This is a genomic window from Kitasatospora sp. NPDC093558, from assembly GCF_040683475.1.
Classification (GTDB): domain Bacteria; phylum Actinomycetota; class Actinomycetes; order Streptomycetales; family Streptomycetaceae; genus Kitasatospora.
Map to the genome: position 1 here is coordinate 1 of NZ_JBFBDY010000128.1, position 15807 is coordinate 15807.

15 protein-coding genes are annotated in these 15807 nt (G+C 69.9%); 12 read left to right on the forward strand and 3 right to left on the reverse strand.

What is annotated here, in order from left to right:
* Positions 1 to 67 precede the first annotated feature (67 nt).
* The gene (locus tag AB0O00_RS15395; protein ID WP_030299918.1) at positions 68 to 739 is read right to left on the reverse strand and encodes a response regulator transcription factor; all 672 of its coding nucleotides are present in this window, start codon (positions 737 to 739) and stop codon (positions 68 to 70) included.
* On the reverse strand, positions 739 to 1647 hold the full coding sequence (locus tag AB0O00_RS15400) for a RecB family exonuclease (RefSeq protein WP_363651930.1): 909 nt from the start codon (positions 1645 to 1647) through the stop codon (positions 739 to 741). The genes AB0O00_RS15395 and AB0O00_RS15400 overlap by 1 nt, the downstream gene beginning before the upstream one ends.
* Positions 1648 to 1824: 177 nt before the next feature.
* Here AB0O00_RS15400 and AB0O00_RS15405 point away from each other — a divergent pair, with 177 nt between their 5' ends.
* The 3 genes from AB0O00_RS15405 (at position 1825) to AB0O00_RS15415 (ending at position 4830) form a co-directional block, all read left to right on the forward strand.
* Complete coding sequence (locus tag AB0O00_RS15405; RefSeq protein WP_363651932.1) at positions 1825 to 3042, forward strand: site-2 protease family protein; 1218 nt, start codon at positions 1825 to 1827, stop codon at positions 3040 to 3042.
* Between the two features lie 49 nt (positions 3043 to 3091).
* Positions 3092 to 4051, forward strand: a complete 960-nt coding sequence (locus AB0O00_RS15410) for a tRNA (adenine-N1)-methyltransferase (RefSeq protein WP_363651934.1) — start codon at positions 3092 to 3094, stop codon at positions 4049 to 4051.
* Between the two features lie 173 nt (positions 4052 to 4224).
* The gene (locus AB0O00_RS15415; RefSeq protein WP_363651936.1) at positions 4225 to 4830 is read left to right on the forward strand and encodes a hypothetical protein; all 606 of its coding nucleotides are present in this window, start codon (positions 4225 to 4227) and stop codon (positions 4828 to 4830) included.
* Between the two features lie 5 nt (positions 4831 to 4835).
* Here AB0O00_RS15415 and AB0O00_RS15420 read toward each other — a convergent pair whose 3' ends face one another.
* Positions 4836 to 5141, reverse strand: a complete 306-nt coding sequence (locus tag AB0O00_RS15420) for a ferredoxin (protein ID WP_363651954.1) — start codon at positions 5139 to 5141, stop codon at positions 4836 to 4838.
* 284 nt (positions 5142 to 5425) lie between these two features.
* Here AB0O00_RS15420 and arc point away from each other — a divergent pair, with 284 nt between their 5' ends.
* The 9 genes from arc to AB0O00_RS15465 all read left to right on the forward strand — a co-directional run bounded on the left by arc (position 5426) and on the right by AB0O00_RS15465 (position 15632).
* On the forward strand, positions 5426 to 7192 hold the full coding sequence (gene arc, locus AB0O00_RS15425; RefSeq protein ID WP_363651938.1) for a proteasome ATPase: 1767 nt from the start codon (positions 5426 to 5428) through the stop codon (positions 7190 to 7192).
* Between the two features lie 224 nt (positions 7193 to 7416).
* Positions 7417 to 8928, forward strand: a complete 1512-nt coding sequence (dop, locus tag AB0O00_RS15430) for a depupylase/deamidase Dop (protein WP_363651940.1) — start codon at positions 7417 to 7419, stop codon at positions 8926 to 8928.
* Between the two features lie 174 nt (positions 8929 to 9102).
* Entirely contained in the window at positions 9103 to 9321 is a 219-nt protein-coding gene (locus AB0O00_RS15435; RefSeq protein ID WP_363651942.1) for a ubiquitin-like protein Pup, read from the forward strand.
* A gap of 176 nt (positions 9322 to 9497) precedes the next feature.
* Entirely contained in the window at positions 9498 to 9911 is a 414-nt protein-coding gene (locus AB0O00_RS15440; protein WP_363651955.1) for an endonuclease VII domain-containing protein, read from the forward strand.
* Positions 9863 to 10705, forward strand: a complete 843-nt coding sequence (prcB, locus tag AB0O00_RS15445; RefSeq protein ID WP_363651944.1) for a proteasome subunit beta — start codon at positions 9863 to 9865, stop codon at positions 10703 to 10705. The genes AB0O00_RS15440 and prcB overlap by 49 nt, the downstream gene beginning before the upstream one ends.
* A gap of 31 nt (positions 10706 to 10736) precedes the next feature.
* On the forward strand, positions 10737 to 11498 hold the full coding sequence (prcA, locus tag AB0O00_RS15450) for a proteasome subunit alpha (protein WP_363651946.1): 762 nt from the start codon (positions 10737 to 10739) through the stop codon (positions 11496 to 11498).
* Positions 11499 to 11613: 115 nt separating this feature from the next.
* On the forward strand, positions 11614 to 12975 hold the full coding sequence (gene pafA / locus AB0O00_RS15455; protein ID WP_363651948.1) for a Pup--protein ligase: 1362 nt from the start codon (positions 11614 to 11616) through the stop codon (positions 12973 to 12975).
* A 162-nt stretch (positions 12976 to 13137) separates the two neighbouring features.
* Positions 13138 to 14127 (forward strand): FKBP-type peptidyl-prolyl cis-trans isomerase, encoded by a 990-nt coding sequence (locus AB0O00_RS15460; protein WP_363651950.1) that lies wholly within the window; start codon positions 13138 to 13140, stop codon positions 14125 to 14127.
* 203 nt (positions 14128 to 14330) lie between these two features.
* Positions 14331 to 15632, forward strand: coding sequence for an FKBP-type peptidyl-prolyl cis-trans isomerase (locus AB0O00_RS15465; protein ID WP_363651952.1), 1302 nt, complete (start codon positions 14331 to 14333; stop codon positions 15630 to 15632).
* Positions 15633 to 15807 lie beyond the last annotated feature (175 nt).

Below are 15807 nucleotides of genomic sequence, written 5' to 3' on the forward strand. Positions count from 1 at the left end.
CCGCCCGCTGCCCCTCACGGGGAGGCGGACGGGCCGTCGCCGTTCGCAGAGCGCTCCTACCGCGCTCCTACAGCGCGCCCGGGCGCACCAGCCCGCTCTCGTACGCGTACACCGCCGCCTGGACGCGGTCACGCAGCTGGAGCTTCGTCAGGACGTGCCCCACGTGCGTCTTCACCGTCGTCTCGCTGACGAACAGCTCGGCCGCGATCTCCGCGTTCGACAGCCCGCGCGCCACCAGCTTCAGCACCTCCAGCTCCCGCTCGGTCAGCGCGTTCAGCGCCTGCGGCGGCGCCTCCTCGCCCGACGGCAGCTTGGTGGCGTACATGTCCAGCAGCCGCCGGGTGATGCTCGGCGCCAGCATCGCCGCACCGTCCGCGACCACCCGGATCGCCTGCACCAGCTCCTCGGCCGGCACGTCCTTCAGCAGGAAGCCGCTCGCGCCCGCGCGCAGCGCCTCCACCACGTACTCGTCCAGGTCGAAGGTGGTCAGCACCAGCACCTTGGCCGGCCCGTCCCGCCCCGGCCCGGCGATCCGGCGGGTCGCCTCGACGCCGTCCATCCTCGGCATCCGGATGTCCATCAGCACCACGTCGGGCTGCAGCGCCCGGACCTGGTCCAGCGCCTGCTGACCGTCGCCGGCCTCACCGACCACCACCAGGTCGGACTCGGCCTCCAGGATCATCCGGAAACCGGTGCGCAGCAGCGGCTGGTCGTCGACCAGCAGCACTCGGATCGTCACTAGGACTCCTTGCCGTTCGGATCCCCCGTGGGATCGCCCTCTTCAGACGTACGGGCCAGCGGCAGCGGGTACGGCGGCGGCGTGCCGCCGAACTCCGGGCAGCTGGCCTGGTGGTCGCACCAGTCGCAGAGCCGGTTGCGGGTCGCCGGGAAGTCCCCGGTGGCCACCGCGTGGGCGATCCGCTCCCAGAGCGCCTGCAGCTTGCGCTCCACGGCGAGCAGGTCCGCCTCGTCCGGGTCGTACGAGACGACGTCCCCGCCCCCGCCGAGGTAGACCAGCTGGAGCCGCTTGGGGATCACGCCCTTCCAGCGCCACACCACCAGCGCGTAGAACTTCATCTGGAACATCGCCTTGCCCTCGAAGTCCCGCGAGGGCGCCCGGCCGGTCTTGTAGTCCACCAGACGGACCTCGCCGGTCGGGGCGACGTCGACCCGGTCGATGTAGCCGCGCAGCAGCAGCCCCGACTCCAGGGCCGTCTCCACGTACAGCTCGCGCTCCACCGGATGCAGCCGGGTCGGGTCCTCCAGCCGGAACCACTGGCCCACCAGCTTCTCGGCGTCCCCCAGCCAGCGCGTGAGCGCCGCCCCGTCCGGATCGTCCGGGAACAGCCCGCCGAGCTCCGGACGCTCGCCCAGCAGCCGCTCCCACTGCGGGCGCAGCAGGCCCAGCGCCCGCTCCGGCGTCCGCTCGACCGCCGGGCTGTCGAACAGCCGCTCCAGCACCGCGTGCACCAGCGTGCCCCGCGTCGCCGCCGCGCTCGGCGGCTCCGGCAGCCGGTCGATCACCCGCAGCCGGTACAGCAACGGGCAGGTCAGGAAGTCACCCGCACGGGACGGGGACAGGCCGGTCGGGGGCGCCGCCGGGCGCGCCGGGACCCCGGCGGCACTGGTGGTGTCGGTCTGCTGCATGCACCCGACCCTATTGCCCTTCGCTGTCATCCCGCTGCCACCGTGCTGCCACGCCGCCGAACAGGGCCCGCCCCAGTGGGTATGCACTCAGACAGAGGGGCGCGCGGCGCGGTGCCGCCGAGATCACGTAGCGTGGGCAACCGGCGCAACTCGGGGGAGTCGACCGAAGGGAACACGGTGAGCGACAGCAGGGGGCAGCGGACCTCCGACCAGCCGCCGCACGACGGCGGTCGCCCGCCCGGCCGGACACCGGAACCGCGCAAGCGCGGCGCCGGCATCCTGATGGGCCGGCCCTTCGGCGTGCCCATCTACGTCACCCCGTCCTGGTTCGTCATCGCCGCCCTGATCACCTGGATCTTCGGCGGGCAGCTGGGCGGCGTCCTGCCCGGGCTCGGCGGCTCCCGCTACCTCGTCGCCTTCTCCTTCGCCGTCGTCTTCTACGCCTCCGTCCTGATCCACGAACTCGCCCACACCCTCGTCGCCCTGCGCTACCGGCTCGGCGTGCGCCGCATCCAGCTCCAGTTCTTCGGCGGCGTCTCCGAGATCGAGAACGAGGCCGAGACGCCATGGCGGGAATTCTGGCTGGCCTTCGTCGGCCCCCTCCTCTCCCTCGTCCTCGGCGGAGCCTTCTACCTCGCCACCCGGGCCGTCGAACTCGCCTCGGTACCCGGCGTGCTGCTCACCGGCCTCATGGTCTCCAACTTCGTCGTCGCCGCCTTCAACCTGCTGCCCGGACTGCCCCTGGACGGCGGCCGCATGCTGCGCGCGGCCGTCTGGGCCGTCACCGGAAAACCGATGACCGGCACCATCGCCGCCGCCTGGGTCGGCCGCGCGCTCGCCGTCGCCGTCCTCATCGGACTACCCCTGATCAGCGCCTCCCGCGGAGTCCAACGCACCGGCACCGACACCCTCGTCGACGCCGTCATCGCCGCCGTCCTCGCCGCGATCATCTGGAACGGCGCCGGCGGCAGCGTCCGCAACGCCCGCCTCAAAGAAGCCCTGCCCGGACTCCGCCTGCGCGACCTCGCCCGCCGGGCCGTCGAAGTCACCGCCGACACCCCCCTCGGCGAAGCCCTGCGACGCGCCCGCGAAGCCCAGGCCGGAGCCGTCGTCGTCATCGACGGCCGCGGCGAGCCGATCGCCATCGTCCGCGAATCCGCCGTCCGCGCCGTCCCCGAACACCGCCGCCCCTGGGTCGCCGTCGGCCCCCTCGCCCGCGACCTCGAACCCGGCCTGCGACTCGCCGCCGACCTCACCGGCGAAGACCTCCTGCGCGCCGTCCGCGCCACCCCGGCCGGCGAATACCTCGTCGTCGAACCCGACGGCCGCACCTACGGCGTCGTCGCCCTCACCGACATCGAACAACGCCTCACCGCCGCCGTCACAGGCCGCTGACCGGGGCCCCTGGCAGGCGCGAGTGCACACTTCCCTTAGGATTGGCCGCATGTCCGAACCGACCGGTGCCGCCCGCCGACGCGGGCCCTTCCAGGTCGGGGACCAGGTCCAGCTGACCGACCCCAAGGGTCGCCACTACACGTTCACGCTCCAGGCCGGGAACCAGTTCCACACCCACAAGGGTGCGTTCCCCCACGACGAGCTGATCGGCGCCCCCGAAGGCACGGTCGTGCGCACCACGGGGAACGTCCCGTACCTCGCGCTGCGCCCCCTGCTCCCCGACTACGTCCTGTCCATGCCCCGCGGCGCCGCCGTGATCTACCCCAAGGACGCGGGCCAGATCCTCGCGATGGCCGACATCTTCGCCGGCGCCCGCGTCGTCGAAGCCGGCGTGGGCTCCGGCGCGCTCAGCACCTACCTGCTGCGCGCCGTCGGCGAACAGGGCATGCTCGCCTCCTACGAGCGCCGGCAGGACTTCGCCGACATCGCCAAGGGGAACGTCGAACGCTACTTCGGCGGCTCCCACCCGGCCTGGAAGCTCACCGTCGGCGACCTCCAGGACAACCTCGTCGAAACCGACGTCGACCGCATCATCCTCGACATGCTCGCCCCCTGGGAATGCCTCGACGTCGCCTCCAAGGCACTCGTCCCCGGCGGCCTCATCTGCTGCTACGTCGCCACCACCACGCAGATGTCCAAGACCGTCGAGGCACTGCGCGACCACGGCACCTTCACCGAGCCGCAGGCCTGGGAGACCATGGTCCGCACCTGGCACCTCGAAGGCCTCGCCGTCCGCCCCGACCACCGCATGATCGGCCACACCGGCTTCCTCCTCACCGCCCGGCGCCTCGCCGACGGCGTCGAGCCGCCGCTGCGCCGCCGCCGCCCCGCCAAGGGCGCCTACGGCGAGGACTACGACAACGGCACGCCCGAGCCGACCCTCCAGGAGCGCGCGGCCGCCCGGGCCGCCGCCCGCGCCGCCGCGGCCGACGAGACCGACCTCGGCTGACGCACGACCGTCCCGGAAGGGGTGGCGCGGCCCGTCCGCGCCACCCCTTCGGCGTTCCCGCCCCGGGCACCCGACGGCCGCCGCGATGTGGGACGATGCCAGCTCACGCAGAGCACTTGGCACAGACCACTTCGCACACACCACTTCGCACAGAGCACTGGAGGGGACGCCTGGTGGAGACCGCGGTCGCGACGACGGCTGGACAGCAGACCCCGGCAGGCCGCACCCGGCCCGGCCACGACCGAACCACCCCCTGGCACTGGGCCCTCGCACTCGCCGGCTGCGCAGCCGTCGTTGCAAGTGCCCTCGCCGCCTCACCCGCCACCGGCACCCCGGCGCCCCTCCACGGCACCGCCCCCAAAGCCGCCGCCAAGGCCCTCGCCCCCGACCCCGCCAAAGCCCAACTCCCCCTCGACTGCGGCCCGTTCCCCGTCAAACCCACGGTCAGCCTCGCCGCCGACCTCGGCGACGGCCGGCCCAGCACCATCGTCGCCGCACACTGCGCCGCCGAAACCGGCACCCCGCCCGACGCCGTCTACCTCCTCGGCGGCACCGCCGAACGGCCCGTCGTCCTCGCCACCCTCGTCTCCGAACGCGACAACCTCACCGTCACCCGGCTCAACCTGCGCTCCGACGGCACCATCACCGGCCACGCACAGGGCTACTCCAGCGACGACGTCCCCCGCTTCAGCCCCGACGTCTCACTCGACCTCACCTGGACGCACAAGAGCGGCGGCTGGGTACGCACCCAGACCGCCGCCCCGAACACCCGGACCTGAAACGCCTATTCGTCCGCGTCCGGCCCGTACACCTCAACCCCGTCCTCGACCCGGCGCACGTGGATGCAGTCGCCGGGGCACTCCTTGGCCGAATCCACCACATCCTGAAGCAGCGTCAGCGGCACCGGAGCCGTCTCACCCGGCTGCTGACGCAACTCGTCATCCGGCCCCTTCACGTACGCCAGACCGTCGATGTCGAGCTCGAACACCTCCGGCGCGTACTGCGCACAGATGCCGTCACCGGTGCACAGGTCCTGGTCGATCCACACCTCCAGGCTCTCGCCCGCCGCCGTCCGCTCGGTCACCGACATCGCACTCCGCCGTTTCTGTCCCGGGTCGCCCCAATACATGGGCAATCCCGCCATTCGTACAACGATCGGACCCCTTGTCCCGGTCCCGATCGGATATCGACTCGCTCGACGATACATCTGGTCCGCTTTGGGCCGTGCGCGGTGGGTATCCCCTTAGCAGAGGGGAAGCACGCGAGGGCGAAGATCGGACACGCCCGTTCCATCTTTCTTGATCTAGGGGTTTACGGACCCCTGGTCCCAGGTAGGGTCTGGAAGCGTCCAGCTCCCCGGAGGAGGTGAGGACCGTGGCAGCCCACGATGACGACTACAACCGCAGCACCGGCAGGCCCGCTCGTGGTTCCGACGAGGCCGCTCAGGTCTCGTACCTTGAGCAGGAAATCGCCGTGCTGCGCCGCAAGCTCGCCGACTCGCCGCGCAATTCGAGAATCCTCGAAGAGCGGATCGTCGAGCTCCAGACCAACCTGGCCGGCGTGACCGCCCAGAACGAACGACTCGCCTCCACGCTGCGCGAGGCCCGCGACCAGATCGTGGCCCTCAAGGAAGAGGTGGACCGGCTGGCCCAGCCGCCCGCCGGCTTCGGCACCTTCCTGCAGGCCAACGAGGACGGCACCGCCGACATCTTCACCGGCGGCCGCAAGCTCCGCGTCAACGTCAGCCCCGACGTCGAACTCGACGGCCTGCGGCGCGGCCAGGAAGTGATGCTCAACGAGGCCCTCAACATCGTGGACGCGATGGCCTTCGAGCGCATCGGCGAGATCGTCACCCTCAAGGAGATCCTCGAGGACGGCGAACGCGCCCTGGTCATCGGCCACACCGACGAGGAACGCGTCGTACGCCTCGCCGAACCGCTGCGCGAGGTCACCATCCGGGCCGGGGACGCCCTCCTGCTGGAGCCCCGCTCCGGCTACGTCTACGAGGTCGTGCCGAAGTCCGAGGTCGAGGAACTCGTCCTCGAAGAGGTCCCGGACATCGACTACCGCCAGATCGGCGGCCTCAGCAACCAGATCGAACTCATCCGCGACGCGGTCGAGCTGCCCTACCTGCACGCCGACCTCTTCAAGGAGTACGAGCTGCGCCCGCCCAAGGGCGTCCTGCTCTACGGCCCGCCCGGCTGCGGCAAGACGCTGATCGCCAAGGCGGTCGCCAACTCGCTCGCCAAGAAGGTCGCCGAGGTCACCGGCCGCCCCCAGGGCAAGAGCTACTTCCTCAACATCAAGGGCCCCGAGCTCCTCAACAAGTACGTGGGCGAGACCGAGCGGCAGATCCGCCTGGTCTTCCAGCGGGCCCGGGAGAAGGCCGGCGAGGGCACCCCCGTCATCGTCTTCTTCGACGAGATGGAGTCGCTCTTCCGCACCCGAGGCTCGGGCGTCAGCTCGGACGTGGAGAACACCATCGTCCCGCAGCTGCTCGCCGAGATCGACGGCGTGGAGGGCCTGGAGAACGTCATCGTCATCGGCGCCTCGAACCGCGAGGACATGATCGACCCGGCGATCCTGCGGCCCGGCCGCCTGGACGTCAAGATCAAGATCGAGCGCCCGGACGCCGAGGCCGCGAAGGACATCTTCTCCAAGTACCTGAAGGCCTCGCTGCCCTTCCACCCCGACGACCTCAAGGAGCACGACGGCTCCATCGACGCCACCGTGGCCGCGATGATCCAGTCGGTCGTGGAACGGATGTACTCGGAGACCGAGGACAACCGCTTCCTGGAGGTCACCTACGCCAACGGGGACAAGGAAGTCCTGTACTTCAAGGACTTCAACTCCGGCGCGATGATCCAGAACATCGTCGACCGCGCGAAGAAGATGGCCATCAAGGACTTCCTCGACCACGGCCAGCGCGGTCTGCGCGTCTCCCACCTGCTCGCCGCCTGCGTGGACGAGTTCAAGGAGAACGAGGACCTGCCCAACACCACCAACCCGGACGACTGGGCCCGCATCTCCGGCAAGAAGGGCGAGCGGATCGTCTTCATCCGCACGCTCGTCACCGGCAAGCAGGGCGCCGAGTCCGGCCGCTCCATCGACACTGTCGCCAACACGGGGCAGTACCTGTAACCGCTTGACCCGGGCCGGTACCGGTCCCCGGAGCAGCACGCACCCCGTCCGGCTGTGGCGCCTCGCGGCCCCGCAGCCGGACGGCGCGTCTCGGGGCCCGGCCATCGGCCCCGCGTTCTAGGCTCGACGCACCGTTCGCGGGCAGACCGCCGGCACCGGTGTTGTTCAGCGGTACGTCAGCGTGTTCCGCCCAGGGGGGCGGCGCACCGGGCAAGGAGGGCCGCATGACCGTACGGCGCGTGATGGGCATCGAGACCGAGTACGGGATCTCCGTGCCCGGGCACCCCAACGCCAACGCCATGCTCACCTCGTCCCAGATCGTCAACGCGTACGCGGCGGCGATGCACCGGGCACGGCGGGCCCGCTGGGACTTCGAGGAGGAGAACCCGCTGCGCGACGCACGGGGCTTCGACCTCGCGCGCGAGGTGGCGGACGCCAGCCAGCTGACCGACGAGGACATCGGCCTCGCCAACGTCATCCTGACCAACGGGGCCCGGTTCTACGTGGACCACGCGCACCCCGAGTACAGCTCGCCCGAGGTGACCAACCCGCGCGACGCCGTGCTCTGGGACAAGGCCGGCGAACGGATCATGGCGGCCGCCGCACAGCGCGCCCTGGAATTGCCCAACGGGCAGAACATCCACCTGTACAAGAACAACACCGACAACAAGGGCGCCTCCTACGGCACCCACGAGAACTACCTGATGAAGCGGGCGACGCCGTTCGCCGACATCGTCCGCCACCTCACCCCGTTCTTCGTCTCCCGTCAGGTGGTCACCGGAGCCGGCCGCGTCGGCATCGGCCAGGACGGCTCCGCACACGGCTTCCAGATCAGCCAGCGCGCCGACTACTTCGAGGTCGAGGTCGGCCTGGAGACCACCCTCAAGCGGCCGATCATCAACACCCGCGACGAACCGCACGCCGACGCCGAGAAGTACCGCCGGCTGCACGTGATCATCGGCGACGCCAACCTCTCCGAGATCTCCACCTACCTCAAGCTCGGCACCACCGCGCTGGTCCTGTCGATGATCGAGGACTCCTTCATCGCCTCCGACCTCGCCGTCGACCAGCCGGTGCGCACCCTGCACCGGGTCTCCCACGACCCGACGCTCAAACACCTGATCACCCTGCGCAACGGGCGCAAGCTCACCGCCGTCCAGCTGCAGCTGGAGTACTTCGAGCTCGCGCGCAAGTACGTCGAGGACCGCTTCGGCACCGACGCGGACGAGCAGACGATGGACGTCCTGGCGCGCTGGGAGGACGTCCTCGGCCGGCTGGAGCGCGACCCGATGTCGCTCTCCCGCCAGCTGGACTGGATCGCCAAGCGGGAGATCCTCGAGGGCTACCGCAGCCGGGACGCCCTGGAGTGGGACAACCCGCGGCTGCACCTCGTCGACCTCCAGTACAGCGACGTGCGGCCCGAGAAGGGCCTCTACAACCGCCTGGTGGCCCGCGGCAGGTTCGAGCGGCTGGTCACCGAGCAGGAGGTCGAGCGGGCCGTCTCCAAGCCCCCGGAGGACACCAGGGCGTACTTCCGCGGGCGCTGCCTGGACCAGTACGCGGAGCACGTGGCGGCGGCGTCCTGGGACTCGGTCATCTTCGACCTGCCGGGCCGCGACTCGCTGCAGCGGGTGCCCACCCTGGAGCCCCTGCGCGGCACCCGCAACCACGTCAAGGAACTGCTCGACCGCTGCCGGACGGCCGAGGACCTGCTCCGGGTCCTCTCCGGCGGGTAACTTTTCGATCACCACGGGTGAACGTCCGCCGAATGGGAATCATCCGGGGTGACAGCGGGTGTTGGACAGGAAGCGCCACCGGCAAACCGGGAGCGGTAGTCGCACCTTGTGTATAGGGTCGGTGCAGCAAGCGGCGACCCAACCGTGCCAGACGATTCGAGCGGGGTGAGGGAAATGGCGAGCAAGGACACCGGCGGCGGCCAGCAGCGGGCGAACCGCTCCTCCGAGGAGGTCGAGGAGCAGGCCGCGGAAGCCCAGAATTCCGACGACCTCAAGGAACGCCAGGAAAAGCTCAGCGACGACGTCGACGCGGTGCTGGACGAAATCGACGAGGTGCTCGAATCGAACGCCGAGGATTTCGTGAGGGGATTTGTCCAGAAGGGTGGGCAATGACCCAAATGTCCGATTTTGAAAATCGGGCATGTTGTGGACGCTGTCGGCAGTGGCTTCCTGAGACTGATTTCGCGCGCAATAGGGCGCGACCGAACGGGCTTCAGGTCTATTGCCGGGCGTGCACGGCGGAATATCACCAGCAGAGGCTTGGCAAGGGCAAGGTGGTACGACAGCGCATGCCCGATGGGTACAAGCGCTGTCCGAAGTGCGAGGAAATCCGGCCCCATTCCGACTGGGGCCGGAATCGTGCCGCGACGGACGGATTCAACTCGCACTGCAAACCATGCCGTAGAGCCGAGGATCGGCGGCGGTATTTCAAGAGAACGCACGGACTGACCGAGGCCGAGCTGGCGGTGTTGTTCGCCGAGCAGTGCGGGATCTGCGCTATCTGTCTTGAGCGGCGGGCGGAGCACGTGGATCACGACCATGAAACGGGTAGGGTCCGTGGTGTCCTCTGTTTCGCCTGTAACGCCGCTCTGGGGCAGCTGAGGGACCGGCCCGACGTGCTTCGGAGGGCTGCCGACTACCTGGAAGGAATCGTGTGGAAGCCAACACTCGTGGCACCGGGCGTCTACCGGCTGCCTTCCTGACCCCGGGGTCCTCCTCGTTCCTGGACTTCCTCGCCGAGCACAAGCCGGAGTTGATCCCCGGCCGTCGTGGGCTTCCGGAGGGGGCGGTGGTCGAGGCCCCGCACGGGACCACGATCGTCGCCGCGGTGTTCGACGACGGCGTGGTCATCGCCGGTGACCGTCGCGCCACCATGGGCAACGTGATCGCCCAGCGGGACATCGAGAAGGTGTTCCCGGCCGACGAGTACAGCGCGGTCGGCATCGCCGGCACCGCGGGCCTCGCGGTCGAGATGGTCCGGCTGTTCCAGCTGGAGCTGGAGCACTACGAGAAGATCGAGGGTGCCACGCTCTCCCTGGAGGGCAAGGCCAACCGGCTCACCAGCATGATCCGGGGCAACCTCGGCATGGCGATGCAGGGCCTCGCGGTGGTGCCGATGTTCGCCGGCTACGACCTCGACCTCGGCCGGGGGCGGATCTTCGGCTACGACGTCACCGGCGGGCGCTCCGAGGAGCGCGGCTTCGCGGCCACCGGCTCCGGTTCGGTGTTCGCGCGCGGCTCGATGAAGAAGCTCTACCGGGAAGGCCTGACGGCCGACCAGGCCGCCACCCTGGTCGTCCAGGCGCTCTACGACGCGGCGGACGACGACTCCGCCACCGGCGGTCCCGACCTGGCCCGCAAGATCTACCCGATCGTCTCGCTGATCACCGCGGACGGCTTCCGCCGGCTCACCGAGCCGGAGGTCGCGCAGATCGCCGTCTCCATCACCGACCAGCGCCTCGCCCACCCCAACGGCCCGCAGGCCCCGCTGCTCTAGCCGCTACCTCACAGGAAAGGGACGACCGCCGGTGTCGACACCGTTCTACGTCTCGCCCCAGCAGGCCATGGCGGACCGCGCGGAGTACGCCCGCAAGGGCATCGCGCGCGGTCGCAGCGTGGTCGTGCTCACCTACGCCGACGGCATCGTCTTCGTCGCCGAGAACACCTCGCGGGCGCTGCACAAGGTCTCCGAGATCTACGACAAGATCGCCTTCGCGGCGGTCGGCCGCTACAACGAGTTCGAGAACCTGCGCATCGGCGGCGTGCGTTACGCCGACCTGCGCGGCTACTCCTACGACCGGGCCGACGTCACGGCCCGGGGCCTCGCCAACGTCTACGCCCAGACGCTGGGCACGATCTTCTCCTCGGTCGGCGAGAAGCCGTACGAGGTCGAGCTGATCGTCGCCGAGGTCGGCCGGACGACGGAGGAGGACCAGGTCTACCGCCTCACTCCGGACGGCTCGATCGTCGACGAGAAGAACTACGTGGTGGTCGGCGGCAACGCCGACTCCATCGGCAACTACCTGGGCCAGCGCCACCGCGGCGGGATGGCGTTGGGCGAGGCGGTGCGGCTCGCCGTCGACTCGCTGGCCCGCGACCCCAACGGTGGCAGCGCCCGCAGCCTGACGCCGGAGCAGCTGGAGGTGGCCGTCCTCGACCGCCAGCGGTTCCAGCAGCGGAAGTTCAAGCGGATCCTGGGTGGTCAGCTCGGCCGGCTGCTCGACGGGGACCAGTCCGCGGTGGATGACGACGAGGAAGGTCCGGCGGCCACCCCGCCGTCGGACGAGTAGTGCCTTCGGAGTCCCGTGCGGCGGCCCGGCCGCCGTGCGGGACTCCGGTGCCCCTGCGGCGGTTTGACTGTCGTGGAGGCGGTTTCGGAACAGCTCCGACAGGAAGAGGAGTGTCATGGACCGCCGAATTTTCGGGCTGGAGAACGAGTACGGGGTCACTTGCACGTTCCGCGGGCAGCGGCGGCTGTCGCCGGACGAGGTGGCGCGGTACCTGTTCCGCCGCGTCGTCTCCTGGGGCCGCAGCAGCAACGTGTTCCTGCGCAACGGTGCCCGGCTGTACCTCGACGTGGGTTCCCACCCCGAGTACGCCACCCCCGAGTGCGACGACGTGGTCGAGCTGGTGACGCACGACAAGGCGGGCGAGCGCATCCTCGAAGGGCTCCTGGTGGACGCCGAGCGGCGGTTGCACGAGGAGGGCATCGCGGGGGACGTCTACCTCTTCAAGAACAACACGGACTCGGCCGGCAACTCCTATGGCTGCCACGAGAACTACCTGGTGGCCCGGCACGGCGAGTTCTCCCGGCTGGCGGACGTGCTGATCCCGTTCCTCGTCACCCGTCAGCTGATCTGCGGTGCGGGCAAGGTGCTGCAGACGCCGCGCGGCGCGGTGTACTGCGTGAGCCAGCGGGCGGAGCACATCTGGGAGGGTGTCAGCTCGGCGACGACCCGCTCGCGTCCGATCATCAACACCCGTGACGAGCCGCACGCGGACGCCGAGCGTTACCGCCGTCTGCACGTGATCGTCGGTGACTCCAACATGTCGGAGACCACGACGCTGCTGAAGGTGGGCGCCACCGACCTGGTGCTGCGGCTGATCGAGGCCGGTGTGGTGATGCGCGACCTGACCCTGGAGAACCCGATCCGGGCGATCCGCGAGGTCAGCCACGATCTCACCGGTACGCATCAGGTGCGGCTCGCCAACGGGCGGGAGGCCAGCGCGCTGGACATCCAGGAGGAGTACTACACCAAGGCGCTGGAGTTCGCGGACCGCAAGGGCATCAACACCGGCACGATCGCCCGGGTCCTCGACCTGTGGGGCCGCACCCTGGAGGCGGTCCGCACGGAGCGGCTGGACGGGGTGGCGACCGAGATCGACTGGATCATGAAGTACAAGCTCATCGAGCGGTACCGCGAGAAGCACCAGATGAGCATGTCCAATCCGCGGGTGGCGCAGATCGACCTCGCGTACCACGACATCCACCGCCGGCGCGGGCTGTTCTACCTGCTCCAGGGCAAGGGGCAGGCGCAGCGGGTGACGACGGACCTCAAGACGTTCGAGGCGAAGTCGATTCCGCCGCAGACGACCCGGGCGCGGCTGCGGGGGGACTTCATCCGTCGGGCGCAGGAGCAGCGCCGGGACTTCACGGTGGACTGGGTGCATCTGAAGCTGAACGATCAGGCGCAGCGGACGGTGTTGTGCAAGGACCCGTTCCGTTCGGTGGACGAGCGGGTGGAGAAGTTGATCGCCGGGATGTGAGTCCGGGCGTGAGCGGGGATGTGATCGGGGTGCCGTGATCGGGGCACCATGATCACGTCCGTGGTGCCGGCCCCGGTGGTGTCTACCGGGGCCGGGCCGGTGCGGGGCATACGCTGTCCGTCGGGTCTGGGGAGCCGACTTCGAACGACAGTGAGGACCACCGTGCGTCGCACCGCCGGGTTGCTGATCACTCTTCCGCTGCTGCTGGTGGTTGCCTGCAGCAGTTCGACCAAGGCGGCGGGTCCGGTGTCGCCGACGACGGCGAGTGCGGCTCCGACCGTGCCGACTCCGGTCAACGAGGCCTCGCCGATGCCCACGCTTTCGGGTGGCGGTTTCGGCAGCAAGGCGACGATTTCGATTCCCGAGGGCCAGCAGCCCAGTGGCCAGTTCGTGGTGAACACCGTCAGTGAGGGTGATCGGGCGGCGGTGGGCAAGGGCGACTGGGTGACGGTGAACTACACGGCGAAGGACTGGACGACCGGCAAGGATCTGCCGAGTTCGTACGATGCGGGTGGGAAGCCGCAGCTGTACCAGGCGGGTAGCGGGCAGTTGGTGCCGGCGTTCGACCAGAGTGTGATCGGCAAGAAGGTGGGGAGCCGGCTGCTGGTGGTGGCGCCGCCGGCGGCGGCTTTCGGGGATCAGGGCAGCAGCCAGCTGGGTGTGGCCAAGGGTGACACCGTGGTGTTCGTGTTCGACGTCATGGAGAGCCTGCCGCAGGATTCGACGCTGACGGGCACGATGACGCCGGCGCCGGCGAACCTGCCGCAGGTCAAGGACAACGGCAAGGCCGCGGCGACGATCACCGTCCCGGCCGGGCAGGCGGCGCCCGCGGACCTGCAGCAGGCGGTGTTGATCAAGGGCGAGGGCAAGCAGGTCAAGACGGGGCAGACGCTGGTGGTGCAGTACGCCGGGGTGCTGTGGAGCAACGGCCAGCCGTTCGACGCGTCCTGGACGCACGGTGGCGCGCAGGCGGTGCAGATCGGCACCGGGAGCGTGATCGAGGGCTGGGACAAGGGTCTGGTGGGGCAGAACGTGGGCAGCCGGGTGCTGCTGGTGGTGCCGCCCGCGCTGGGGTACAAGGACCAGGCGCAGGGTGCGGTGCCGGCGAACTCCACGCTGGTGTTCGTGATCGACATTCTGGAAGCGGTCTAGGAAGTCTCCGGCAGGATTCCGTACGCTTGGGCGGGCGCTCGCACACGGAAGCGCCCGCCCTCATCCTGAACTGTCATACTGCCCTCGCACTGTGGCAGGCGCCGCCGGCGCCCGGGGCCCGGGCGGACGGTGCGACGGCAAACCGGTGCTCACCGTGCCGGTGGCAGACCTCGAATGACCTGTGGCGAGATGGATGGGGAGTCATGACTGAGAAAGCGCCGAACCCCGGCGGGTCGGGTACCGCGAACGACGGATCCGTGGGTGACCCGGCGGCGTCGCGTCCCGGCGGGCCGATGCCGGGCGACGGTGAGTCGATCGTCGTGCCGCCGTCGATCCTGAAGCAGCAGGCCGGCTGGGCGAGCCCGGAGGACCGGCCGCGGGCGGCGGGCGGGACGAAGACCGAGGAGCCGCAGATCTTCGCGTCGAACGTGCGCAAGGCCGACTCCTCCGAGGCCGGGTACGACGAGAACCCGCCGTCGGTGGGCCGTCTCGGCGTGATCCTGGGCACGGTGCTCGCGCTGCTGCTGGTCGGCAGCGGTGTGACGCTCTACATGGTCAACAAGGACAACGGCTCGTCTGACGCCAAGCCGGAGGCCGTCAAGAGCGCGCCGCCCACGCCGACCGCCGACCCGGTGCCGCCGATCAAGGACGACGCCAAGGTGCTGCCGGCGATCACCGGTGACTTCGGCAAGAAGGCCGACATCCAGGTGCCGTCCGACCAGCCGGACGGCTCGTTCGTGGTCAAGGTGCTGTCCGAGGGCACGGGCCCGAAGGTGGACAAGAACTCCTGGACGACCGTCGACTACACGGCGAAGAACTGGAACACCGGCAAGGACATCCCGAGCTCCTTCGACCAGGGCCAGAAGCAGCAGATCTTCCAGGCGGGCACGGACGCGCTGATCCCGGCGCTGGACCAGGCGGTGCTCGGCAAGAAGGCCGGCAGCCGGGTCCTCGTGGTGGCGCCGCCGGCCGCGGCCTTCGGTGCGCAGGGCAAGCCGGACATGTCGATCGGGGCGAAGGACAACCTGATCTTCGTGATCGACATCCGCAACACCAACGCGCCCGACGCGACGGTCAGCGGCACGGTCACCCCGCCGCCGGCGGGCTTCCCGCAGGTCAAGGACAACGGCAAGAAGCCGGCCGAGATCACCCCGGTGGCCGGCGCGGCGGACCCGACCGAGCTGAAGACGCACGTCCTGATCAAGGGCACGGGCCCGGTGGTGGAGAAGGGCGAGAAGGTCGTCGTCCAGTACACCGGCGCGCTGTTCAAGGACGGCAAGGTCTTCGACTCCTCGCTCGGCAAGGGCCAGGCGTTCAGCTTCGCCGTCGGCGGCGGCCAGGTCATCCAGGGCTGGGACCAGGGTCTGGCGGGCCAGACCGTCGGCAGCCGGGTCGAGCTGGTGATCCCGGCGGCGCTCGCCTACGGCGACAAGGGCCAGGGCGACATCCCGGCGAACGCGCCGCTGGTGTTCGTGGTCGACATCCTGGATGCCGGTCAGGGCTGATCCACTTTCGGGTGACAATGGTCGTGTGTGACCTTCGGGACCGGCCTGCGTGGCCGGTCTCCTACGGGCGGCGGGCGCCCGTACCGTGGTCCGGACGGACCGGGGTGCGGCTCCGGCGGGCGTGAGATGCTGACTGCCGCAGTGCAGGCGGCTCGGGAGGGACGGAACGGATGGC

Bases quoted from the DNA above. Each gene is read 5' to 3' on its own strand.
- AB0O00_RS15400 (WP_363651930.1), bottom strand. From the start codon at position 1,647: ATGCAGCAGACCGACACCACCAGTGCCGCCGGGGTCCCGGCGCGCCCG.
- dop (WP_363651940.1), top strand. From the start codon at position 7,417: ATGACCGTACGGCGCGTGATGGGCATCGAGACCGAGTACGGGATCTCC.
- AB0O00_RS15420 (WP_363651954.1), bottom strand. From the start codon at position 5,141: ATGTCGGTGACCGAGCGGACGGCGGCGGGCGAGAGCCTGGAGGTGTGG.
- AB0O00_RS15440 (WP_363651955.1), top strand. From the start codon at position 9,498: ATGCCCGATGGGTACAAGCGCTGTCCGAAGTGCGAGGAAATCCGGCCC.
- AB0O00_RS15465 (WP_363651952.1), top strand. From the start codon at position 14,331: ATGACTGAGAAAGCGCCGAACCCCGGCGGGTCGGGTACCGCGAACGAC.
- AB0O00_RS15410 (WP_363651934.1), top strand. From the start codon at position 3,092: ATGTCCGAACCGACCGGTGCCGCCCGCCGACGCGGGCCCTTCCAGGTC.
- AB0O00_RS15435 (WP_363651942.1), top strand. From the start codon at position 9,103: ATGGCGAGCAAGGACACCGGCGGCGGCCAGCAGCGGGCGAACCGCTCC.
- pafA (WP_363651948.1), top strand. From the start codon at position 11,614: ATGGACCGCCGAATTTTCGGGCTGGAGAACGAGTACGGGGTCACTTGC.